Source organism: Sorangiineae bacterium MSr11367 (genome assembly GCA_037157805.1).
Lineage (GTDB): Bacteria > Myxococcota_A > Polyangia > Polyangiales > Polyangiaceae > Pendulispora > Pendulispora rubella.
This window is the reverse complement of sequence record CP089983.1, coordinates 6,415,377-6,438,810: the sequence shown is the minus strand read 5'-3', so window position 1 is coordinate 6,438,810 and position 23,434 is coordinate 6,415,377. Positions and strand designations below refer to the sequence as shown.

General features: G+C 67.9%; 17 protein-coding genes. 8 read left to right on the top strand and 9 right to left on the bottom strand.

Annotated elements, in window-relative coordinates; all coding sequences use genetic code 11:
• Window positions 1-107 precede the first annotated feature (107 nt).
• From LVJ94_24640 to LVJ94_24630, 3 genes are read left to right on the top strand one after another with little or no spacing between them, the layout of a single operon-like run.
• Window positions 108-1,499, top strand: a complete 1,392-nt coding sequence (locus tag LVJ94_24640) for a protein kinase (GenBank protein WXB10403.1) — start codon at window positions 108-110, stop codon at window positions 1,497-1,499.
• Entirely contained in the window at window positions 1,496-2,479 is a 984-nt protein-coding gene (locus LVJ94_24635) for a hypothetical protein (GenBank protein WXB10402.1), read from the top strand. Before LVJ94_24640 ends, LVJ94_24635 begins: the two co-directional genes overlap by 4 nt.
• Before the next feature lie 2 nt (window positions 2,480-2,481).
• A complete protein-coding gene (locus LVJ94_24630; GenBank protein ID WXB10401.1) occupies window positions 2,482-3,348 on the top strand; it encodes a hypothetical protein in 867 nt (288 codons plus the stop codon).
• 6 nt (window positions 3,349-3,354) lie between these two features.
• On the opposite strand, the gene LVJ94_24625 is transcribed toward LVJ94_24630, so the two are convergent.
• The 4 genes from LVJ94_24625 to LVJ94_24610 form a co-directional block, all read right to left on the bottom strand.
• A complete protein-coding gene (locus LVJ94_24625) occupies window positions 3,355-3,975 on the bottom strand; it encodes a hypothetical protein (protein ID WXB10400.1) in 621 nt (206 codons plus the stop codon).
• 72 nt (window positions 3,976-4,047) lie between these two features.
• Entirely contained in the window at window positions 4,048-6,792 is a 2,745-nt protein-coding gene (locus tag LVJ94_24620) for a hsp70 family protein (protein ID WXB10399.1), read from the bottom strand.
• A 9-nt stretch (window positions 6,793-6,801) separates the two neighbouring features.
• On the bottom strand, window positions 6,802-8,688 hold the full coding sequence (locus LVJ94_24615) for an Hsp70 family protein (protein ID WXB10398.1): 1,887 nt from the start codon (window positions 8,686-8,688) through the stop codon (window positions 6,802-6,804).
• Window positions 8,685-9,266 carry a DUF2760 domain-containing protein gene (locus LVJ94_24610; protein WXB10397.1) on the bottom strand — a complete coding sequence of 194 codons (582 nt, stop codon included), beginning with the start codon at window positions 9,264-9,266 and terminating at the stop codon, window positions 8,685-8,687. The genes LVJ94_24615 and LVJ94_24610 overlap by 4 nt, the downstream gene beginning before the upstream one ends.
• 56 nt (window positions 9,267-9,322) lie before the next feature.
• Between LVJ94_24610 and LVJ94_24605 the strand changes: the two genes are divergently transcribed.
• The 4 genes from LVJ94_24605 (at window position 9,323) to LVJ94_24590 (ending at window position 14,139) form a co-directional block, all read left to right on the top strand.
• Entirely contained in the window at window positions 9,323-10,426 is a 1,104-nt protein-coding gene (locus LVJ94_24605) for an acetylserotonin O-methyltransferase (protein ID WXB10396.1), read from the top strand.
• Between the two features lie 112 nt (window positions 10,427-10,538).
• Window positions 10,539-11,264 (top strand): ABC transporter ATP-binding protein, encoded by a 726-nt coding sequence (locus tag LVJ94_24600; GenBank protein ID WXB10395.1) that lies wholly within the window; start codon window positions 10,539-10,541, stop codon window positions 11,262-11,264.
• A complete protein-coding gene (locus tag LVJ94_24595; protein WXB10394.1) occupies window positions 11,261-12,679 on the top strand; it encodes an ABC transporter permease in 1,419 nt (472 codons plus the stop codon). Before LVJ94_24600 ends, LVJ94_24595 begins: the two co-directional genes overlap by 4 nt.
• Complete coding sequence (locus tag LVJ94_24590) at window positions 12,676-14,139, top strand: DUF3526 domain-containing protein (protein WXB10393.1); 1,464 nt, start codon at window positions 12,676-12,678, stop codon at window positions 14,137-14,139. Before LVJ94_24595 ends, LVJ94_24590 begins: the two co-directional genes overlap by 4 nt.
• Here the strand turns inward: LVJ94_24590 and LVJ94_24585 are convergent.
• Both LVJ94_24585 and ade read right to left on the bottom strand, forming a co-directional pair.
• Complete coding sequence (locus LVJ94_24585; protein ID WXB10392.1) at window positions 14,089-15,267, bottom strand: patatin-like phospholipase family protein; 1,179 nt, start codon at window positions 15,265-15,267, stop codon at window positions 14,089-14,091. The genes LVJ94_24590 and LVJ94_24585 overlap by 51 nt on opposite strands.
• 20 nt (window positions 15,268-15,287) lie before the next feature.
• Window positions 15,288-16,976 (bottom strand): adenine deaminase, encoded by a 1,689-nt coding sequence (ade, locus tag LVJ94_24580; GenBank protein ID WXB10391.1) that lies wholly within the window; start codon window positions 16,974-16,976, stop codon window positions 15,288-15,290.
• Between the two features lie 42 nt (window positions 16,977-17,018).
• Between ade and LVJ94_24575 the strand changes: the two genes are divergently transcribed.
• Complete coding sequence (locus LVJ94_24575) at window positions 17,019-17,630, top strand: hypothetical protein (GenBank protein ID WXB10390.1); 612 nt, start codon at window positions 17,019-17,021, stop codon at window positions 17,628-17,630.
• Here LVJ94_24575 and LVJ94_24570 read toward each other — a convergent pair.
• From LVJ94_24570 to LVJ94_24560, 3 genes are all read right to left on the bottom strand, one after another.
• Window positions 17,553-19,070 carry an MFS transporter gene (locus LVJ94_24570; GenBank protein WXB10389.1) on the bottom strand — a complete coding sequence of 506 codons (1,518 nt, stop codon included), beginning with the start codon at window positions 19,068-19,070 and terminating at the stop codon, window positions 17,553-17,555. The two genes, LVJ94_24575 and LVJ94_24570, sit on opposite strands and share 78 nt — an antisense overlap.
• 64 nt (window positions 19,071-19,134) lie before the next feature.
• Window positions 19,135-22,326 (bottom strand): efflux RND transporter permease subunit, encoded by a 3,192-nt coding sequence (locus LVJ94_24565; protein ID WXB10388.1) that lies wholly within the window; start codon window positions 22,324-22,326, stop codon window positions 19,135-19,137.
• A 24-nt stretch (window positions 22,327-22,350) separates the two neighbouring features.
• Complete coding sequence (locus LVJ94_24560; protein WXB10387.1) at window positions 22,351-23,415, bottom strand: efflux RND transporter periplasmic adaptor subunit; 1,065 nt, start codon at window positions 23,413-23,415, stop codon at window positions 22,351-22,353.
• Between the last annotated feature and the right edge of the window lie 19 nt (window positions 23,416-23,434).

Here is a 23,434-nt window from a genome sequence, read left to right as displayed (position 1 = left end):
GGGTTTTTTGAAGTAGGGAGATGAGGAGACATATCGGTGTAGTTATCGATGGCGGGGGGCGTCGAGATCCGCACCAACGCCTGGGGAGCATGCTACCCTGAGCTTTAGTGCAGGCCGAGGCAAACCTCGATCAGACTGTGCTCGATATCGTCGATGCGCGGGTCGGCACAGTCATACGGAACAAATGGCACGTCGACGCCCTGCTGGGCACCGGCGGGATGGCTGCCGTCTATGCTGCGACGCATCGGAATGGAAACCGGGTCGCGCTCAAGGTCCTGCACCTGCAGCTGTCGGTCGACCAAGCCCTGAGCAAGCGCTTCAAGAGGGAAGGGTACGCAGCCAATGCCGTGCAGCACCCGGGTGTGGTGCGCGTGCTCGACGACGACGTGACGGAAGACGGCGCGGCCTTCCTGGTGATGGAGCTGCTCGACGGTGAGACGGCGCACCATCGCGCGGAGCGTCTCGGCGGGCGGTTGCCGATGCAGGACGCGCTCACCATCGTCGATGGCGTGCTGGACATTCTCGATACCGCGCATGGCGGCGGCATTGTGCATCGTGACATCAAGCCGGAAAACATCTTCTTCACACGCGACCGGGCGGTGAAGCTGTTCGACTTCGGCATCGCCCGTCTCCGAAACGGCGGCGGGCCCGCTTCGCACACGGCGGCGGCCATGGGAACGCCGGCCTTCATGCCGCCCGAGCAGGCGCTGGGGCACATGGACAAGGTCGATGCGCTCTCCGACGTATGGGCGACCGGTGCCACGATGTACACCTTGTTGTCCGGTCGGCTGGTGCACGAATACGAGACGGCCAACGAGGTGCTCATTGCGGCGGCCACACGCTCCGCCCTGTCGCTGGCGGAGGTAGCGCCGGACGTCGCGCCCGAGATCGTCGAGGTCGTGGACCGAGCGCTTGCGTACGACAAGGGCCGACGGTGGTCGAGCGCCAAGGCGATGCAGCATGCGCTGCGCGCGGCCGAGGAGTCGTTGTCGTCGTCGTGGGGACGGATTTCGCTGGTCGCCGCGGAGGCGAGTGGGAGCCATCCGCGCATCTCGCGGGTGTCCGTTCCCGAGGTCGCCTGGCGCGACACCTTGTCGCGTGTGTCGCGCCCGTTGCTCGGGCAGATCGAGGCCCAGCTGGCCGACACCACCGGCGCCGAGCTTTCGGTCAGCGTGGCGAAGCCGGGACCGAAGCGTCGGGGATGGCTGGTCGCGGCAACCTCGGGGGTGCTGCTGGCCTTGGCGTTGGTGGGGACCTTCGTGGCGATGGGCAGGATGCGGCCTCCGCCCCAACCCAATGTCGCCGTGGAGAGTCCGTCGGCGCCGCCGCCGGCCCCCGTCATTCCGAGCGAGCCTCCGGTGGCCAGGGCGACGTCCGTGGACCTCGAGCTCGTCAATCCATCGCCGCCGGCCACGGGGAAGGGCGCAGCCAAGCCGCGCAAGCCGCCGCCACCGCGCGAGCCTCCCCGCGAGAAAACCTGGCTCGATCGCCGCAAGTGATCCCCTCCATTCTCCGTCCCCTCGCAGCCTGTGCGCTGGCCATCGTGCTCGCCGCGCCCGCGCCTCTGCATGCCGAGCCGCCACGCCCGGTCACCGAAGCCGATCGCCTTTTCGAGGCCGGGCGCGATGCGTCGGTCAAAGGCGACTTTGCCCGCGCCTGCCTGCACTTCCGCGAGAGCCTCCGCCTCGACCCCACCGCGGTCGGCACGTTGATCAACCTTGGCGACTGCGAAGAGAACCAAGGTCACCCCGACGTCGCCCTCGCGTACTACGAGCAGGCGTTCGCGCGTCTCTCCGTCAAGGACGACCGGCTTCCCTTGGTCCACGACCGCATCTCGTTCCTCGAAAAGCGCTCCGCGCGGCTCGAGTTGCGGCTTGGGGGCGGCGCGCCGGCCGAGACGACGGTGACCCTCGACGGGCGCGTTCTCGAGCGCAAAGAGCTCGGCGTCAGCTTGCTCCTTCCCGCCGGCAACCATCTCGTCGTGGTCACCGCCGTGGGCTACCGCGGCTCCCGCCAGGGCGTCAGCCTTGGCTCGGGCGAGGCGCGCAAGCTCTCCGTGTGGCCCGGCCCCCCGCTCGAGGAGGCGGTGCCCACCTTCGTCGAGCACTCGGCAGCGGCCCCGCACGATCGCGAGCGCCACGCCGGCGTGCTGCGTGCCCTCGGTATCGGTGCGCTCGGGCTCGGGGTCGCGAGCCTCTGGGTCGGCAGCATCACTGGCCTTTTCGCGCTCGATCGCGAGCACCTGCGCCGCGACAATTGCGACGCGAACAACGTGTGCAACGCGACCGGCTACGACGCCGCACGCTCCGGCGATACCTTTGCCACCGTGAGCACGATCACCTTCGCCGCCGGGGCGGTGGCCGTCGTGGGCGGCCTCTACCTCGTGCTGACCAACCGCCCCGCGCCGTCGCCGACCACGGCCATCGAGCCCCTCGTGTCGCCCCGCGGAGCGGGCCTTACGCTTCGGCACGCGTTCTAACGATGCTCTCGCCCCGCACCGCGGCCGCCGTCGTCGTCCTTCTCGCGGCCGGAGGCTGCGCGCAGATCCTCGGTGCCGAATTCGACGGCGCAACCCTCGACGGCGGTGCACCGCCCGTCGATGCGTCCCCCGTGGTCGACACGGGCACCGATGCACAGCCCGTCGATCCCCGCAGCCTCGACGGCCTCGCCCTCTGGCTCTCCGCCGACGTGGGCGTCTCGGATCTCGCCGACGCCGAGGGGGCCATCACCCTTTGGGAAGATCGCTCCGGAAAGGGCCACTCCGCGGCTGCCCTCGAGCCATCGCGCCGTCCACGCGTGCTGCGCGACGGGGTCGTCCCTGCGCCGGTGATCGTCTTCGATCGCGCCCAGAGGACGTGCCTTTCCGTCACGTGGTCCGCGGCCGGCGTGTCGCCCGGGCTCACGCTCTTCGTCGTGAGCCGCGGGGATGCCACGAACGTCGTCCGCTTCGGGCCCTCGGGGACCGTCGCCTTCCCGTGGAACGCGAACGCCAGCCACGCGCAGGGAGACGCCCCCGCGCTGAGCCTTCTCGTGGCCACGGCCTCTGGCGCCCGAGAAACACCGCGGCTCGGCTCCTCGGGCGCGGCGTGGGAAGTCCTCTCCGCGCGCCTGGTCGCGGGCGACGTCGGCGGCCTTCGCACCTACCGAAACGGGCAGCTCGCGGAGCAAGCTTCGCTCCTCGACGCCGGTCTACCCGCCATGGACGCACTCACCCTGGGCTGCGCACCCGGGATGGACGAATTCGCATCGGCCATGGTGGGCGAGATCCTCGTCTACACGGCGTCCCTTTCCGATGCGAACCGCCGCCTCGTCGAAGAGTACCTGCGTGGAAAGTGGCACATCCAGTAGCGCGCGTCAGCAGGGCGGCCCGCCGAATTGGCTCACGGAAACGCGCTTTTTGTCGGTGTAACAATCGTCGCCGTTGCAATTCTTCTCGTAGGCCCGCACGACCACGCGCCATTTCGTGCCCGCACCCGCGACCGGGAACGACGAGCCGGAGTCGAGCTGCATCGAGCATCCGCCGAAGGGACCCGTCGTCCACACGCCGTGCGTCCTGGCCGAGCCGCTCGACACCCACTTGGTGCCGTCGTACGCGTAAACCGTGTAGGATGCATGCAATCCCGTGCATTCGCCCTGCGAGTGAACGGCGTGGTCCAGGCCTGCGCGGAAGCCGCCGACGGGCTTGTTGGTGAAGTCCACGACGTAGCTGTCGCAAAAGAGTCCGTGGTTGTACTGGTCATTGGGGGACGAATACGAAAGAACGCCGCCGCAGTTCCCCGGTATATCCGTCACCGTTAAGTCCGGCGCGCCGACATCGGCACATGTCGGAAATTGGATATCCTGAAGCGCCTCGTTTCGATTCGGCGACTCATCCGTCGCTTGCGGCTCCTCCGCGGCACACGCGGCGACGAAAAGGCTGGAAAGAATCCCTGAAAAGAGCACGGCGAGCGCCGGCGTCCGTTTGCCCGAATGCATGATGACCTCCATGCAAACGAGGTATCCACTCCGGGCGCGTCCAACCATTCGTCCGAATGGAGGACAGACACGTCATTCGTCCATGAGGCGCAATCCGAGCGGGAGCCCTTCACCGTAGAACGCGGCGCGATCGGATTCTTCCACCGGCACGTGCTCGCGCACCGCCCGAATCCACTCGGGCTTGGCGGCGAGTTTGACCAGGCGCTTCTCCACCTCGCGGCGCACGCGCTCGGCTACATCCCGCGCACGGTCGCCGGTCATGCGCGCAAGCTCCACGGCGGCGCGCGTGGCGGTGGGGACCTGCTCCCACTTCTCGCGCAGCAGATGGTCGAGCCATCGCTCCGCCGTGATCGCGGAGACGACGTGGTGCACGCTGGCATACGCCGGCACGCGCGCGCCGAGGCGCCCGAGCGCGGCCCAGAGGCGCGGATCGCGATCGGTCCACGTGCGCTCGAGGATGTAGCTGCCGAGCTCCGAACGCCGCTGGGGCGCAAGCCGCTCGAGGGTCGAGAGCATTTCGAGCAGATCGTCCAGTGCCTCGGGCTTCAGCTTTTTGGGCTTCTTGACGCCGCGATCGGCGGGGGCGACGAAGGCCTCGAAGGTGTCCACGATCTGCGTCTGCGCCGCCTCGTCCATCCCTGCCGCGACCCTTCGCCAGGCGATGAAGAACTGTTGCCAGCCGCGGGGGCCTTCGACGAACGCGAGCTTCTCGGGAAAGAGTGCCGCGAGGCGGGAAACGCGCGCGGTGTCGTTCGGATCGCCGAAGCCGGGGCGCAAACAGTAGCCGGCGAGCAGCCAGAAGACGCGCTCGTGGTCGGCGGTGCGGCGGCGGCTGCGCGCGAGCGGGATGAGCGCGTCGTAGAGCGTGCGCGCGTCGAGCATCGTCCAACTCGAGCGCTCGCCGAGGAGGCGCTCGAGCTCGCGCACCAGGTCCTTCACGTCGCGCGGCGATGCGTCCGGGCGCGGCTTGCCGAAGGCGCGGTCGATGAGATCGTGGGCTGCGTCGAACTTCTTGCCGCGCAGCGAGGTCGCCGGCGGGATCGACGTGGTGCGCTCGCGTTCCACCGCCGGGGCGCGCAGCTGGAAGGCGAGACGAAAGCGCCGTGCGGCTTTGCCCTCGGGCGGATCGGACTCGACGCACGCGAGATCCAAGGTGCCAATGGCGCTGAGCTTTCCCTCGAGCACGACGGCGATCTCGCGTTTCTCGTCTTTGCGCTCGTCGGCGCGGAACGTCACCGCGGCCGGGGGCAGGGGACGAAAGTGCTCTTCATCGAGCGCCACGACGGTGCCCGCGGGATCGATGCGCGCATCGTCGGCCGCGAACAGGTCGAAGCGCACCGGGCGCCCGACGGTCAGGGCGAGGGGAACGCCCTCCGCGACGGCGGTGACGTCTTCCTTGGTGCCGCGCGGGACCACCGACACGGCCTTGGTGCCATCGCCGAGGGCCACGTAGTAGCCGTGCGCCGCGCCACCCTGGATGCGCACGCCGTGTCCGCGCAGCGCGAGGCCGTACGCCACGGCGCCGCGGGCCACGCCGAAGTCGGGATCGGGATGCGGAAGCACCTGCAGCGCGCTGCGCTCCTGGTGAGCGCGCCACGAGCTCACCACCTCCGCCACGCGCTCGGCGATGCGTGCGGCGCGGAAGACGCCGCCGTTGAGCAAGATCGCATCGATGCGCGTGCCGTCCGTGACGTGCCGCGCGACGAACCACGCGATGTGCCGCGTGATGGCCACGTCGCGCTCGTAGGGCAGCCCAAAGGCCACCAAGGCGCCGCGCGTGCGCTGCGGCCGGGCGTCGCGCTCCACCCGCGGAAAGAAGCCCTCCAGGACGATGCGCTCCACTTCGTCCCGCGCGAGGCGGGTGGTGAGCGAGCCGCCTACGAGCTTGGCGCCGTGCCCGAGCACCGTGACCGCGGCCTCCTCGGGCGCCTGCTCACCGTGCCCGCCGAGGAGCCGCTCTTTGGCCGCGCGGCAGACCGCGGTGAGCTGGGCGAAGCGCCCCGGATCGAACTTCGTCTCGAGCCGCTCCTCGCAGAGGTGCGCCAAGGTGAGATCCATGTTGTCGCCGCCAAGCAGCAGGTGATGCCCGGTGGCGATGCGCGAAACCACGGGACCGCTGTCGCCGCGTTCCACGCGAATGAGCGAGAGATCCGTGGTGCCGCCGCCGACGTCGCACACCAGCACGTGGGCCGCCGGCGTTTCCGCGATGAGCGCCTCGAGCCCCGCGGCGCCGATGCGCTGCATGCAGTCGTAGAACGCCGCCTGCGGCTCCTCGAGCAAGCGCACGTTCAACCCCGCGCGGGCGGCCGCCTCCAAGGTGAGCTCGCGCGCGCCCTCGTCGAACGAGGCCGGCACCGTGAGAACCACCTCGGCCGCACCGAGTGGCGTCTCGGGGTGGGCGGCGTCGTAGGTCGTCTTCAGGTGCGCCAAGTAGCGGGTGCTCGCCTCCAGCGGCGAGACTTTGGGCACGGATTCGTCGTCCGAGCCCCAAGGCAGAATGGCCGCCGTGCGATCGACCCCCGCGTGGCATAGCCAGCTTTTCGCCGAGGCAATCAGCCGCCCCGGGACCTGCGCACCGCGCTGCCGTGCGAACTCGCCGGTGACGTACGGTGCATCGTGGAAGGGATCGCCCTCGATTTCACCGGGCGAAGGCGCGAACAGGCACGAGGGCAAAAGGTCACGCGGCTCGATCTCGGTGCGCGTGACCAACTGCGGAACGGCGAAGATGCGCGGGGCGCGGTCCGGTGTCTCCGCGTCCGCCCACGCCAGCAGCGTGTTCGTCGTCCCGAGATCGATCCCAACGACCCGCGCGCTCATGCTCATTTCCTAGGTCGAACCCGCGTCTCCGCGCACGGTCAGCTCGATGCCCCAGCGCTCGTTCGGCTTGCGCGGCTGCGTGGCCACGGCCTCGAGCATCAAGGTGCCCACCTCCGTCACCGAGGCATGCAACCGCACCGGGACGACGTCGCCTTCGGCGCGTCCTTCAGCGGGCAAGGTGACCTCGATGGGGGCGAGCTCCTCGAGCTCTCCGTCCTTCCATCGCTCCAGCTCCGTGCCGGCGGCGTCGTCGCGGCGCACCGTCGAGCCGAAGAACCGGAAGCGCACCGGCTCGCCCACCACGACGCCCAGTTCGTTCGGCGGGAGGCTCGCTTCGGTGCCTTCCTCCATGCCGAACGGCGCCACGCACAGCGCGGTGATCGGCGGCTCCATCCCCGGCACCGCGGGCATGGCGCTCTCGATGCCAACGTAGTACGCGCGCGCCGTACCGCCGCGGATGCGTAGGCCGCGCCCGTGCCGCGAAAGCCCGTAGGCCGCCGCCCCGCGCGCGACCGCCAAATCGTAGTCTGCTTCGGCGAGCATCCGCACCGGCGCCGCACCATCCTCCGCGAGCCACCCATTGAGGGTCGCGAGCAACCGCTCCCGGAGCGCATCGCTCTTCATCACTCCGCCGTTGAACAGCACCGCCGTGGGATGGAGCAATGTTGTTTTGGCTCCCGGGGTGGCGGGGTCAGAAGAGGCGGGAGGGCTGGGGTGGGGGAGCCCCAACGTCGCCAGCGCCCCGGCCTGCTTGCCCAAGAACGCCGCCAGATGCTTCGTCACCGCCGCATCCGACGCATAGGGAAGCCCCAATTGCGTCAGACCGCCGCGCGCGCGCACCGCAGGCCGGGCCGCCCCCGGCACCACCGGGAAGAATCCCTCCACGAGCACCCGCGTCACCTCGTCGCGCGTGAGCTCACTGCGCACGCCACCGCCCACCAGTTTCGACCCGCGCGCCGCCAGCACGATGGGCACCGACTCCAGCGCCGCATCGCTCAAGAGCCGCTCCTTCGCACTGCGGGACGCATGCGTGAGCGCGCCCATCTGCCAGCGATCCAGCTCCGTCCCGTTCTGCGCGACCTTCTGCCGCACCACGTGCGCGAGCGCCAGGTCCATGTTGTCGCCGCCGAGCAGAATGTGATCACCCACGGCCACGCGCACCAGCTCGAGCGAACCCTCTTTTTCGACGGCGGCAATCGCCGAGAAGTCCGTCGTCCCGCCGCCGATGTCCACCACCAGGATGACGTCGCCGACCTTCAGCTCCTTGCGCCACGCCTCGCCCATCGCATCGATCCACGCGTACAGCGCGGCCTGCGGCTCCTCGAGCAAGGTGATGTTCTCCAGCCCCGCCGCCAGCGCAGCCTCGGCCGTGAGCTCGCGCGCACCCGCATCGAACGACGCCGGCACCGTGATCACGATCTCCTGCGCCCCCAGCGGCGCCGCGTCACCGCCGCGGTGCTTCTGCAGGGCGTCCCACGCCTCGGTGAGGTGCTCCAAGTAGCGCCACGACACCTCCACCGGGGAAATCTTCTCGATGTCCTCGGGGGCGCCCTGCGGCAAAATCTGCCCGCGCCGGTCCACGCCGGTATGACAGAGCCAGCTCTTCGCGCTCGAAATCGTGCGCAGCGGTGCATCGGCGCCCCGCGCCCGCGCCAGCTCGCCCACCGCAAACCGACGCTCCGCGTCCCACGGAAGCGCCTGCGGGCCCTCGGCCTCCGCGGCGAAATACAAGAACGATGGCAACAAGGTCCGCGAGTCCACCGTTCCCGCGGCCACGAGCTGCTCGATGGGCGTCACCTCGGGCCGAGCCTTTTCATCCCCGAGCGGTGCGCTCGCCAGGGCCGTGTGCGTGGTGCCCAGATCGATCCCGACGACGAAGCGTTTTTGGTCGCTCACAGTTCGACCTCCGCCGGGCAAAGGATGCTCGCGTCGTGCCCCGACACCGCCGCCGGCAGCGTGATCTCCTTGGCGCGCCAGCCGCGGTGGCGCAAAACCCCGCGGTAGGGGCCGCTGCCCTTCACATTGCCGGTCAGCTTCACCTCGGCCGGGTCGAAGCCCGTGTTCAACGTCACCGTCGTGTCCTCGTCCTCCGAGCGAAGGGGGACGATGGTCGCGTGCGACAGCAGCGCCTTGCGGCATCCCTCGTGGATCACCCGCGCGGTCGCGCCGATTTCGGCGTCGGCGAAGGGCGCGATCTCCTGTGTCAGAAAGTCCACCAGGCGGCCCTCACGCTGGAAAAGCCCGAGCAGTTGCAGCGCCCCGTCCACGGATTTTTCAGCCGGCTCGGGCTCCTTCGCGGGCGGCGGAGCTATTTCCTTCGGCGGAGGAGGGGCAGGCGGCAGCGCGCGGGGCTCGCGGGCATCCCAGGCTCGGGCGGCGAACTCGCCGTCGAAGAGAACGCGGAAAAACGCAATCCACGCGAACCAAAGTCGCGTGAAGAAGGAGAGGGGGGCAAGATCCGTACTTTCGCTCACGCGCGGAGGCTACTTCCGCACGGAACCCGAAGCAAAAAGATTAGAGTACGCCGGACATGTCCGACGGAACGTACGTACCCCCGCCGAACCCTGGTCGTTTCGTGGTGCAGAGCATGCTCGCGCTGCGCGCAGCCGTTCTCAAGGTGCTCGACGCCATCACCCCGCCCGAGCTCACCGTGTTCGAGCACACCCTCGCGGTGATGCGCACGCAAATGGTCCACGTTGCCGCCAAGCTGAAAATCGCGGACATCCTGGAAAATGGCCCACTGGATGCGCCCGAGCTCGCTCTGCGGACGGGCGCCAACCCCGACGCGCTGGAGCGCATGATGCGGGCGCTGGTTCAGATCGGCGTCTTCCGGCGCGAGCGCGACGGGCGCTTCGGCAACAACCGCGTCTCGCGCGTGCTCCGCCGAGATGCGCTGGGGGGGCCGGCCTTCCCGGAATATTTCGGTGCGGCCTACCACGCCCACGCGTGGGCCGAGTTGGAGCACACGGTGATGACCGGCAAGAGCGCCTTCGAGCGGGTGCACGGTACGTCGTTTTGGGGCTACTTCGAGAAGCACCCCGAGCACGGGGCCACCTTCAACGAGGCCATGTCGCGCCTCACCGAACTGGACGCGCCCGGCGTCGCCGCGCTGCCCGTCTTTCGCGACGTGAAAAAGCTTTGCGACGTCGCCGGCGGCAGCGGGATGCTTCTCGCGGGCATTCTGGACAAGCATCCACACCTCTCGGGCATGCTGTTCGACCAGCCCGCCCGCCTCGAAGAAGCGCGCGCCCGTCTTCGCCAGCGCAACGTTCTCTCGCGCTGCGAGTTCGTCTCGGGCGACTTCTTCGAGGCCATTCCCGCGGGAGCCGATGCCTACCTGCTCAAGGACATTCTGCACGATTGGGACGATGCGCACAGCCTCTCGATCTTGAGGAATTGCCGCCGCGCGATGAATCCGAATCAGCGGATCCTCATCGTCGAACTGCTGGTGACGGACCAACCCGTCTACCCCATGGTTCATTTCCTCGACATGGAAATGATGACCGTCTTGTCGCAGGGCAGGCAACGCACGGAAGCCCAGCTCCGCGAGCTCCTCGACGGTGCGGGCTTCGACCTGCGCACCGTGCATCCGCTTCCGGGGCTTTCCACGCTTCTCGAGGGCATTGCACGGTGAGGGGGGCACGGTGAGGGGGGCACGGTGAGTTGCTGATGCAGTGACGTATCTATTGCAATTGTGTTGCATGTGAATTGGGGGTGTGCAACCTTCCGAGAGGAAGGCGAGGCACATGTCAGGAACCGATTCACCGGCGATCGCCGCGCGCGCTCTCTCGAAGCAATTCGGGGGTGTGCGCGCGTTGGACGACGTCTCCTTCGAGGTGCAGTCCGGCGCCATTTTGGCGCTTCTGGGGGCGAATGGCGCGGGCAAGAGCACCACCGTGCACCTGCTCCTGGGGCTTCTCACGCCCAGCTCGGGAAGCGCCGCCATCGCGGGGCACGATGTGCAGATCGAGCTGGCGGCGGCCCGTCGGGCGGCGGCGTACGTGCCCGACCGGCTTTCGCTGTACCCGCACCTCACGGGGCTCGAGAACCTCGGCTACTTCCACCGCGTGAGCGGCCAGGGCGAGCGCACGACCGCGGAGCTCGCGGCCATTCTCGCGCAGGTGGGGCTCGGTGCCGCCGAGGCACGGCGGCGCACGGAGACGTATTCCAAGGGCATGTGCCAGAAGGTCGGCCTGGCCATAGCGCTGGCCAAGAACGCCAAGGCGCTCCTTCTGGACGAACCGCTCTCGGGGCTCGACCCCAAGGCGGCCAACGAGTTCTGCGCGATTTTGCGCGAGCTCACCCGAGGCAAGGGCATCGCCGTGCTCATGGCCACGCACGACCTTTTCCGCGCGCACGAGCTGGCCGACGACATCGGCATCATGCGCGGTGGGCGCCTCGTCTCGAAGTTGCGCGCGCGTGACGTTGCCGCGGGGCGCCTCGAGGCGATCTACCTGGAGCAAATGCAATGAGCGCGGCCAGCGTGACCCGCGTGACCGGTGCCGTCGCGCGGCACGAGCTTCGCGCGTTTCTGCGCGATGGCCGCATTCTCGGAGCCGTCGCGCTCTTCGTCGTTCTCTTGGGCCTCGCCCTCTCGTCCGGTGCGCGCGTGGCGCGTGACTACGAGCGGGTGCGGGCCCACGCGCAGGCCGAATCGCACGAGCAGTGGCTCACGCAGGGCGAAAAGAACCCGCACTCCGCCGCGCACTTCGGCGTGTACGCCTTTCGGCCGCTGGGCGCGCTGGGCCTTTTCGAGCCGGGGGTTCACGCCTTCGAGGGCACCTCGGTGTACCTCGAGGCGCACAAGGCCAACGATTTGCGCGACGCACCTGCAGCCGATGCGTCGAGCCTCGCGCGTCTCGGAGGCTCCTCCGCGGCGGCGCTGCTGCGCACCTTGTTGCCGCTGGTTCTCTTCATGCTCGCGGCGCCCGCCATCGCCGGGGAGCGCGAGCGAGGGACCCTCAAGTTGCTGCTGGCGCAAGGCGTCTCCCTGCGCACGCTCTTCTGGGGCAAGGCGCTGGCGCTCGGGGTGCTGCTGGCCGGGTTTCTCGGGGTCATCGTCGTGCTCGTGCGCTTCTTTGCGTCGTTCGAGAGCTTCGCGCTCGATCCGGTGCGCACGGCGTGGGTCCTGCTCGGTTACGGCCTCTATGGGCTGGTGCTCTTGGGCATCGGCCTCTCGGTGTCGGCTTCGGCCAAGGGCACGCGCAGCGCCTTGGTCTCGCTCTTGGCCATCTGGAGTCTGCTTTTTCTGGCCGCCCCGCGGCTGGCGGCGTACCTGACCGACGCAGCGGCTCCGCTCCCCCTCGCATCGACGGCCCACGCCGCCCTCGAGCGCGATCTCGACGAAGAAGGGTACAGCGGTCGCATGGCCGAGCTGCGGGCGAAGACGCTCGCGCGTTACAGCGTGGCCCGCGAGGAGGATCTGCCCATCGACCTTCGAGGCTTGAGCCTTCAGACCGACGAGGAGCGCGATCAGGTCATCTACCAGCGCCACCGCGACGACCTTCGCGCGCAGTTCGCGGCGCAGGACGCGTGGCTCGATCGCGCGAGCGTGGCGGTGGTCTGGCTCGCCCTCGAGCGCTGGTCGGCGGCGCTCGCGGGGACGGATCGGCGGCACGTCGATGACTTCGCCGACGCCGCGGAACGGCATCGTCAGGAGCTCGTGCGGCGGATGAACACGTTCCTCATGGAGCACAAAGGCCAGAAGACCGCCGATCGCGCACTCTGGGGCGAGGTGCCACCGTTTGGCTATGCGCCGCCGCCGCCCGCGTTCGCGCTTTCCTATGCCTGGGGGGCTCTCGTGATTCTTCTCGTCTGGTGCGCCGGCACGGTGGCATGCGCGGAGCTCGTCGTGCGCCGTCGTTCCCGCATGGAGCTCGAAACATGAACACCATGAACCTATGCCGGGGCGAATGGCTTCTCCTACGACGCGATCGCACGGCCTGGATCGCGTACCTGTTTTTCACCGTGGTGTGCCTCGCGGCCCTCGCGCAAGGCGTCTCCACCGCCCGCCGCGAGGCCGCATTTCGCAGCGAGCTCGCGGGCGAGGAGGCTTCCCGCATCGCTGCGTTGCAAGGCGAGATGGGCGCCCTCGGTCGCGGCGGCAAATCTCCCGAGGCGTGGCAGGATCCGCGAAACGCCGGCGCCATGGGGCGCGGGCGCGGGGCCACGTACGCGATGCTTCCCGCGGAGCCGTTCGACGCATTGCGCGTGGCGCGCACGCAGGTCGTATCCGTCACCACCGCCGCGGGCCCGCTCGAAGGTGCCACGGGCAACCTGGAGAATCCGCGGCTTCAGGGCATTGGCCCCTTCGACTTGGCCTTCGTCCTCGTCGTCCTCTTGCCGCTCTTCGTCCTCGGGTTGACCTTCGACGTGGTGGCGCGCGATCGCGAGTCCTTCGTTCTGCGCCTTCTGCTTTCGCAGGGCATCCACGCGCGCCGCGCCTACGCGATGCGCGCCGCCGTGCGCACGCTCCCCTTGGTGCTCGTGGCGGTGGCTTCGGTGCTGCTCGGCCTCGCGTTCTCCCCCACGGGGCATGCGCCGTATTCCGACGTGGGCCTCGTCACCGTGGCCATCGCCGTCTATGCGCTCTTTTGGGCCTGCGTGGCCGTGGCCCTCCAGGGCATCTTCCACGCCGCGGCGGCCAGCGGCCTCGCCTCGCTTGCCGCGTGGTTCTTTCTCGTGGTGGCGGCACCGGTACTGCTCGAGGCGCACGTCGAAGCGCGTGTTCCCATTCCGTCGCGGACCGAGCGCACCATGCTCGTGCGCGAGGCGACGCGCCAGGCTTCCCTGGAGGGCAGCAAGCTTCTCGCCCGCTACTATGAGGATCATCCCGATCTCGCGCAGTCCGGCGCCCGCCCCGATCCGGACGACTATTACGCGCGGCAGATCGCCAGCAGGGCCCGCGTGCGCACTGCGGCTGCACCCGTCGAGGCGAGCTACCACGATGCCCTCACGGCGCAGCGCGCACTGGTGCGCCGGTACTCGGCCGCTTCACCGGTGGTCGTGCTGGATCGACTCCTCGACGATCTCGCCGGCACCAGCCGTGAGCGTCACGATGCCTTCTCGGAGCAAGTGACGACCTTCCAGCGGTACTTCTCCGCGTGGTTCGATCGCAAGGTGCTCGTTCACGAACCGCTCACCGCCGCATCGCTCACCGAGCGCCCCGCGTTCACCTTCGTGCCCGCTGCCCGCGCGGACGGCGGATGGACCTTGGGGGCACTCGGCCTTTGGGCGGCGCTCGCCCTTTTCGCGGCAAGCGGCGGGCTCACGTCGGCCACGCGCCTCGGAACCTCGTCAGGCGAGCGAATCGCGCGCGGTCCACATGGACTCGAAGAAGGCACATAGCTCGTCGTGGCGCCCTTTGGCGTCGAGCCACCCGAGGTCGATCAGCTCCGAGGCAAATTCCCCGTCGAAGAGCACGTACGACAGCAGATCCGACTCCGAATCGCCGCCTGCCTCCGCCAGGCGCCGCATCACCCGCGCCAGCGGCCCGCCCACGCGCCCCTGGAACTTCGGCGAGCGCACGAACTCGACGCTCATCTTGCCGATGTCCTCCGAGGCGCGCACCAGAATCGTCGACAGGGGACGGATCTTGGGCGGCGCGTGGCGTCCGAGCTCCTCGTTGATCGCATCGACGAAGCCCGGACCGAAGCGCCGCGTGCCCGCCGACAGGAGGCGATTGATGCCCTCCAGGCGCGCCAAGTCGGTATCGAGCCGGTCGAGCAACAGCGAATTGAGCGCCTTGCCGAACAGCATCAACGGCCCCGGGCGCGGTTCATCCTCGGCCGTGGCATCGCGCCCATTCTGCCGGATGTAGCGCGGATTCACGATGAGCAATCCGTCGGCACCGAGACGCCGTGCCGGTGAGAGCGGCACGTTCTGCCGCAGCCCGCCGTCGCAGTAGTACTGCCCATCGATGAGCACCGGCCGGAACAAGATGGGAATCGCCGCCGAGGCCAGCGCATGGTGCTCGGTGAGGATCGCTGCGCGCGGCTCGAGGGTGGGCTCGTGGCCCCAGGCCAGCAGCCCCGGCTCCGCGCGCTGCACGAACACGATGGTCTTGCCGCTCGCCACGTGCGTCGTCGAAATGGTCACCGCCGTGAGCATTCCCCGGGCGAGGTTGTCGGCGATGCGCGCAAACGGAATCTTGTCCGCGACCAGTTTTTCCAGCCCACTGGTGTCGAGCAGCGCACGCGAGCCCGCTAGGAGCCCGCGCAAATCCGACTTGACCAGATCGCCCACCCGAAGCTCGCGCCACACGTCCACGAGGCGCTGCGCGCGCTCGCGCGGCTCGTCGGCGAAGGCCGCCAACCCCGCCGCGTTGAGCGCGCCCACCGACGTGCCGCACAGAATGTCGAGCGGCACGTCGCGGCCCAGTGCACGGGACACCTCCTGAAGAAGGTACGCAACCACCCCCACCTCGTACGCACCCCGCGCAGCCCCTCCGGCCAGGATGAGGGCGACTCGCTTCATGGTTGCGGGGGCGGGTGACGTCATGCGGCGCGTACGTCGATCAACTGGAACGCATCGACATCCATGAGACCTCGATCGGTGAGCTTGAGCGACGGAATGACCGGGAGGCTGAGAAACGCTAGCTGAAGAAACGGCTCGGGAAGCTCGCAGCCGATCTCCTTGCTCGCATGATGCAATTTCCCCAAGGCCCGCTCGATGAAAATCGGCTCCTCCGGGGACATGAGTCCGCCAATGGGTAATCCGAGGTGCGCGTGCACGGAGCCGGCGCCCACGACGCAGAACCCGCCGCCGCTGTCGATCAACGTTGCGAGCGCCGTGCGCATGTCGGCGGTGTTGCTCCCGACGACGATGAGGTTGTGGCTATCGTGCCCCACGCTGGATGCAATGGCCCCGCGGAAGTTGCGCCCGAAGCCGCGCACGTAGCCGTTGGCCGGCCTCGAGCCGTGACCGTAGCGCTCGAGCACCGTGAGGCGTGCCACGCCCTCCGCATCGTGGGCCATGACCGCGCGATCGGTGAGGATGCGCCCCTCGCGCACGCCGATGACGTGCACGCGGCCCGAAGGTCCTTCGAGATCGCGCGCATCGGGAACGTGCGCCTTCATCGTCCCGCGCGCCGCAGCGCCTTCCCGCGCGTCGGCATCACCCGAAAGATCGAGCTCGCCCACCGGTGTGCCGGCGACGAGCACGTCGGAGATGGCACACGTCGCCACGTCGTCGAGCAGGATCAAATCGGCCACGTGCCCCGGCGCAATGGCGCCCCGCCGCATGAGCCCATAGTGCCGCGCCACGCTGAACGATGCCGCACGGTAGGCCACCTCGGCCGGCACGCCGTACCCGATGGCCCCGCGCACCAAGTGATCGATGTGCCCTTCGCGCGCGATGTCCAGCGGATTGCGATCGTCGGTGCAGAAGCCGATGCTCGTCGACGTCGCCATGGTGAGCAGCGGCGCCAGCGCGCGCAGATCTTTGGCCACGCTGCCCTCGCGGATCCACACCGCGATGCCCTTGGTGAGCTTTTCCTTTGCCTCGTCGTACTCCGAGCTCTCGTGGCAGCTCGAGATGCCCGCCGCCGCGTACGCCGAAAGATCGCGCCCGCGCACCAGCGGGCAGTGCCCGTCGATGCGCCGCCCCACGAAGGTCTCCAGCTTCGCCAGTACCGCCGGATCGGCGTGAAGCACGCCGGGCACGTTCATCATTTCGGCCAGGCCCAAGGTCTTCGGGTGGTCCAGCAACGTGGCCAGGGCCGCGGCGTCGATGGTTCCTCCGCCGTTGGTCTCGAAATCGGTCGCGGGCACGCAGGAGCTGAGCATCACGCGCAGGTTCAGGGCCATGCCGCGCGCCGCATCGAGGAAGTAGCGAATGCCGCCGAGGCCGATCACATTGGCCAGCTCGTGCGGATCGCAGATGGCCGAGGTCGTCCCGCGCGGGAGCACCGCGCGCTGGAAATGATGGGGCGTGAGGAGGGAGCTCTCCAGGTGCACGTGCGCATCGCAAAATCCCGGCACGACGGAGCGGCCGCGCCCCTCGATCGTGCGCTCGGCCGAGAGCCCCGGCTCCAGCCCCACCAGGAACCCATCTTTGACGGCCAAGTCCCCCTGGTGCCACGTGCACGTGAACACATCGAGGTACCGCACGTCCTTGACCACCACGTCGCACGGCACGCGCCCTTGCGCTGCATCGATCAGCCGAGCCAATTTCACCGCATCCATCTTCGTAGTGTACCAAGAAACCGGCTCCACTAAGATGCGCGCATGGCCCGTCTTCCGAAGTACCTCGTCCGCGTGGTTGGCTTGGTGGCGCCTGCGCCTGCCCTGGTTTTCTTGGCCGCGTTTTCCGCATGCGGCGGCAGTTCGAACGCGGCGCAATCCCCTTCGTCGTCTTCCACCTCGGTGGAAGTTTCGTCGAACGGGGCGAGCGTGCGCTCCTTGCAGATTTCGCCGGATTCCCTCCGGGTCGACAAAGTAGGCGGCCGCGATGCGTACCTCTACCCCGATGGCCTGCTCGATATCTCGTTCGTCGTGGACGTGACGGGGCCGCTCTCCGCGCTCTTTCTCATGTCGACGGACGAACGCGGCGAGCCAGACAACTTTTTTCGCGTGAACACCCTGATCGGAATCGAGGAGGCACCGCAGCAGTTCGGCGGCACCCTGGAGCTCGGCCGCATGTCCTCCGGCCTCGGCGTTCTCGAGGACGGCAAATGGATCAACAAAGGGGATGGCTCCGTGTCGATCCCCGCAGGCCCGCACCACCTGACGCTCTACACGTCGAACATGGGCGGGCTGCAGTCAGGTCGTCATCTTCGCGTTTTCGGCGTCCTGTCCGACAAGTCCGTCATCAAGGGACCGATCCTGACGCTCCCGTAACGTGCCCGCCCCCTGACCGAGGCGCAGCCGCGGGAAGAAAAAGGCGAGGGCGAGGGCCGATGCCGCCATCGCCGAGATGATGCGGAAGATGGTCACCAGCGACGCCTCCAACTGCGCGGAGATGCGGCCCATCAAGGCCGGATCGAGGTGGTGCCCGTGCTCGGGGCCCATGATCTCGGAGAGCACGCGTGGGTCGGCCAGGCCTGCGAGGCCGCCGGCCAGGATGGCTCCGAGTGCACCCACGGCGATGGAGCCACCGATGGTGCGGAAGAACGCGCTCGCCGCGGTGGCTGCGCCGCGCTGCTGCCACGTGACGCTTTCCTGAAGCACGAGGATGACGGGCGTGTTGGCGAAGCCGAGGCCCAAGCCCAGGAAGAACATGATGGCGTAGAGCACACCCGGCGACGCCACATTCTGGATTTCCATCGCGAGCACGACCAGCGATGCCGTCGCCAGGGTCCACCCGAAGATCATCATCGTGCGGTACGAGAAGCGCGACAGGAGCCGCCCGGTGAAGGTGGCCGCCAGCGGCCAGCCGATGAGCAGCGGCGAAAGCATCGAGCCCGCGGTGGTGGCGCTCGTGCCCACGATCCCTTGCAGGTACAAGGGAAGGTACGTCACCACGGACATCATGCTCGCGCCGACGACGCCGCCCAAGAGGCACGACAGGCCGATGACCCTCTTCCGCAGCAGATCCAGCGGAATCACCGGCTCCTCGGCGCGGCGCTCGACCAGGATCATGATCACGCCGAGCACGATGGCCAGCGGAATGGTGATGGCCGGCGCCACGCGGCTCGTGCCCAGGAGAAGCGACACCACGGCGCCGGTCACGAAGATGGCGCCGGGGATATCCAGCTTGGCCTCCCGTTTCTCCACCGATTCGTGGAAGGCGATCACGTAGAGAAATGCGGCCAAAATACCGACGGGCACGTTGACGTAGAAGACCCAGTGCCAGGAGAGGAACTTCACCAGAAGCCCGCCCAAGAATGGCCCGCTCATGCCGGCGATGGCCCAGACGGCGCCGAAGATGCCCTGGATGCGGGCGCGCTCCTTCACCTCGTAGATGTCGCCCGCCACGGTGAACGCGAGCGTCTGCAACCCGCCGGCCCCCAGCGCCTGCAACGCGCGGAAGGCGATCAACTGAACCATCGACTGCGAGAGGCCGCTGGCCATCGAGCCAATCAGGAAGAGCGTGATGCCCACCAACATGAGCGCCTTGCGCCCGTACAGGTCCGACAGCTTGCCGTAAATCGGCATCGCCACCGTATTGCCCAGCAGGTACACCGCGCCGACCCACCCGTACAACTCGAGCGCCCCGAGATCCGCCACCACCGTCGGCATCGCCGTCGCGACGACCGTGGTTTCCATCGCTGCCATGAACAACGAGAGCAGGATCGCGATCGTGGTTACCGCACGATTCGTACGTTTTGGAGAAGACATTGCCGATGCAGATAGGTTCCTGCGCGCCCCAGGCAACCCGGACCGCCCAAAGAATAGCTTTTGTCTACTCGCCTGGCATGGGCAGCGATTGCGCGGGGACCTGTCGCTCTGCCTCCGATGACGACGTTTCCGCCACCGCCACGTCGAACTCGCTCGGCCCTTTCAGCCGGAAAACCTTGCGCAACCACCTGGACGCATCATCGAAGAGCGAATACGCAACGGGCGTCGCAAGCAACGTCAGCAGCAGCGAGAGAATCTGTCCACCCACGACCACGCCGGCCGTGGCTCGGTTGTACCCCGCGCCGACCCCCTTGGAGAGGATGAGCGGGATCATGCCGGCCACGAAGGCCAACGTGGTCATCAAGATGGGCCGCAAACGATCGCGGTTACCTTGCAGAATCGCCTCGAGCCGCGGCATGCCCGCGCGCCGCAGTTGGTTCGTGTGGTCGATCTGCAAGATGGCATTCTTCTTCACCACGCCGAAGAGCACCAGGATGCCCAACATCGAATAGATGTCGATCGCCTGCTTGAACAGAATGACCGACATGAACGCGAAGGGGAGGGTGAGCGGCAGGCTCAGAAGAATGGTGAAGGGGTGCAGCCACGACTCGAACTGGGCCGCCAGCACCAGGTACATGAAGACGAAGGAGAGTCCGATGGCGAGGCCGAAGTTCACCATCACGCGCCCCATCTCGCGTGTCTGCCCGGTGGGCGCGGCGACGTAGTCGGCGGGGAGCTTTTCCTCGTCGATGATCTTCTTCAACTCGGAGGCCACGGAGCCTTCGCCCACGCCGGGAATGACGTTCGCGAGCATGGTCACCACGCGCTGCCGATTCAGGTGGCGGATCTCCGCCGGCCCCGTGCCCCGCCGCAACTCGACGACGTCGCTCAGCGGGACGAACCCGAGCCGCTGCGAAGGTACGGTCAGCAGCCGCAGCCCGTTCATGTCGGCGCGGTATTTCGGTTCGGCGCGGACGCGCACGTCGTATTGCTCGCCGTGCTCTTCGTAGTTCGACACCTCGTCGCCCTCGACGAGGAGCCGCAGCGCGTTCGCGATGTCCGAGACTTGCACGCCCAGATCGGCCGCGCGCCCGCGGTGGATGTACACGCCCATTTCGGGCTTGCCCAGGATGAGGGAGGAGTCGACGTCCACTGCGCCGGGCACCTTGCGGAGCTTGGGCAGCACGTGCGAGGTCACTTCTTCGAGCTTGCGCAGATCGGGCCCGCGCACGGTGTACTGGATCTTCGCGGTGGAGAAGCCGCCGCCCGAGAACGCGCCGATTTCGGAAATGGTGATGCGCAGGTCCTTGGGCTGCCTGGGAACCACCTCCTTACGGAACTGGTTCATGATCTGTTCTTGCGACTGCTCCGGCCGGAACGCAGGATCGACCAGGCGCACGTAGATGCGCGCGGCGTTCTGCGTCTTGCTCGAGTCACCGCCGACGGTGACCAAGGTGGCGTGCACCGTGGAGTAGGCGCGGATGTCGCGTGCCATGCGCTCGCCGATGAGTTCCGTCTGCGCCAGGCTGGTGCCCTCGGGCGCGCGCACCACGACCTCGAAGTGTGCGTCGTCGTTGCGCGGGAGAAATCCCTTGTTGGCCTTGCCGGCGAGCGGCCCGCACGAGCCGAGTGTGGCCAACGAGAGCACCACGACGACCCACCGCCGGCGCATCACGAAGCGCAGCATGGCCATGTAGATGCGCTCGATCGGCCGATAGAAGAAGTTGACGATGCGCTCGCCCAGGGGCTCCTTCCCCTTGTGCGCGGTCTTGTCATGCGGCTTGAGCCAGCGCGAGGCCATCATCGGCGTGAGCGTGAAGCTCACCAGCAGCGACACGGCAATGGCGAAGGCCATGGTCACGCCGAAGCTCTTGAGAAAGCGCCCCGGGATGCCGCCCATGAAGGCCACGGGAAGGAAGACCGCGATGAGCGAGAGCGTCGTGGCGAGCACCGCGAGGCCGATTTCCTGCGTGCCCGTGCGCGCGGCTTCCTCGGGCGATTCGCCTTTTTCTTCGACGTGGCGGTAGATGTTCTCCAACACGACGATGGCGTCGTCGATGACGATGCCCACGGCCAGCGCCAGGGCCAAGAGGGTGATCGTGTTGAGCGTGAAATTCTGAATCCACATCAGGGCGAAGGTGCCGATGATGCTCGTGGGGATCGCGACGGCCGCGATGATCGTGCTTCGCAGGTTGCCCAGGAACAGGAGCACCACCAGCGCGGCGAGGATGGCGCCGATGATCAAGTGCTCGTGCACGGCATCGACGCTGGTGCGGATGACGCCCGAGTCATCGCGCACGACGTCGAGCTGGTAGCCCGCGGGGAGCGTCTTTTTCAGATCTCCGATGCGCGTCTTGACGGCGTCGACCACCTTCACGGTGTTCGATCCCGATTGCTTGCGCACCTGCATGGTGACCGTGCGCCGTCCATTGAGCTGCGCGGCGGTCTCGCGTTCCTCCGCGCCATCTTCGACCTTGGCCACGTCTTTCACGCGGATCGAGTGCCCCGCCACCTGGCGCACCACCAGCTCGCCAATCTCCTGCGGACGCTCCACGCGCCCGTGGATGCGCAAGGTGAGTTGCTCCGGTCCGGTGTCCACGCGGCCGCCCGGCGTCGTCAGGTTCTGCGACGAGATGGCCCGCTGCACGTCCAGCGCGGTGATCCCCGCACCGCGCAGCGCAATGGGATCGAGCCACACGTTCACCTGGCGTTCCTGCCCGCCGATGATTTGCACCTGGCCCACGCCGTCGATGGTCTCGATCAGGCGCCGAATGCGCTTGTCGGCGAACTCGGTGACCTCTTGAATGGGCTTCTCTGGCGCGTTGAGCGCCAGATAGAGGACCGGCTGCGAGTCGGGATCGAGCTTTTGCACCGTGGGCTGCTCGATGTCCTTCGGCAGATCGGGCAAGATCAGATTGAGGCGGTCGCGGATCTCCTGCGCGCCGATGTCCGGATCTTTCTCGAGGATGAACGTGATGGTCACCAGCGAGACGCCCTCGGAGGTGACCGAGTTCAACTCGTCGATGCCGCTGACGGTGTTGACGGCTTCTTCGATCTTCTCGGTGATTTCGGTCTCGACGTCTTCCGGCGCCGCGCCGGGAAGGCGCGTGGTGACCGTGACGATGGGAAGATCGACCTTGGGGAAGCGGTCGACGCCCAATTGGACGTAGCCGAAGGCACCCACCACGCAGATGACCAGGATGAGGACGGTCGCAAAAATGGGGCGCTTGATGCAGATCGCCGCAAGCCACTGCATGAAAGGTTGCCTCTCCTACGGAATTTACTGGATGCGGACGCCGTCGCGGACGTCGGGACCGGGTTGGGCGACGACACCGTCCCCGCGGTTGATGCCGCTCACGACGGCGATGACGCCGCCCTTTTCCTCCCCGACCTGAACGAGTCGCTCGTTGGCGCGACCATCGACCACCGCGAAGAGCCGCGCCGTGATGCCCTCGCGCCGGAGCGCGGTCACGGGAACGGTGGGAACGGGGTGCTCGCTGAGCAGGAGCTTGGCCGTGGCGAACATGCCCGGGCGGAGCTTTCCCGCGCCCGCCGGCTTGCCATCTTTCGCGCCTTTCCCGTTGGGGCCGGGGTTCGGCACGATGGCCTCGACGACGAGATCGCGGCTGGACTCGCGAATGTGCGGGCTCACGTAACGCACGGTGCCCGAGAATTTTTCGTCGCCGAATGCGGTCACGCTGAAGGTGAGCGTCATGTTGGGCTGGATCATCCCGGCCTGCGCCTCGGGCACGGTGAGCTCGAGGCGGAGGGGATCCGGTGCGTAGATGGACGCGACCTTGGTCTCGGGCTTCACGTACTGCCCGACGTTGACGTAGCGCTCTCCGATGACGCCGTCGAACGGCGCGCGCAGGTTGCTATCGCCCAGCAATTTGCGGGCATTTTCGCTCTGCGCCTCGGCGGCGGCGAGCGACCACTGCGTCGACGAACATTGCGACGTCGTTCGATCGTACTCGGCCTGCGAGATGGCGCTGGTCTCGAGCAAATGCTTCACGCGCTCGCACTCACGCTGGGCTTGCTCCAAGTTGGACTTCACCTGGTTCGATTGAGCCTCGGTGGCGCTGACGCTGATGACCGCGGCGCGTGAATCCAGCCGGGCGAGCGACTCGCCCTTGCGCACCGCCTGACCACGCTCCACGAACGTGGCCAGCACTTTTCCGCTGGCGTCGGCCGCGATGTCCGACTCCTGGTTCGCGCGGAGCGTGCCGATGAGGGTAAGATACTCCGGCATCGCCTGCTCGGTGACTTGCACCACGCTGGCATGCACCGTCGGATCTTCCTTGCTGACAGGCTCGGTCTTCGCTTCCGAGCGCTTGCACCCGGTCATGCAGGGGGCCGCAGCAAGA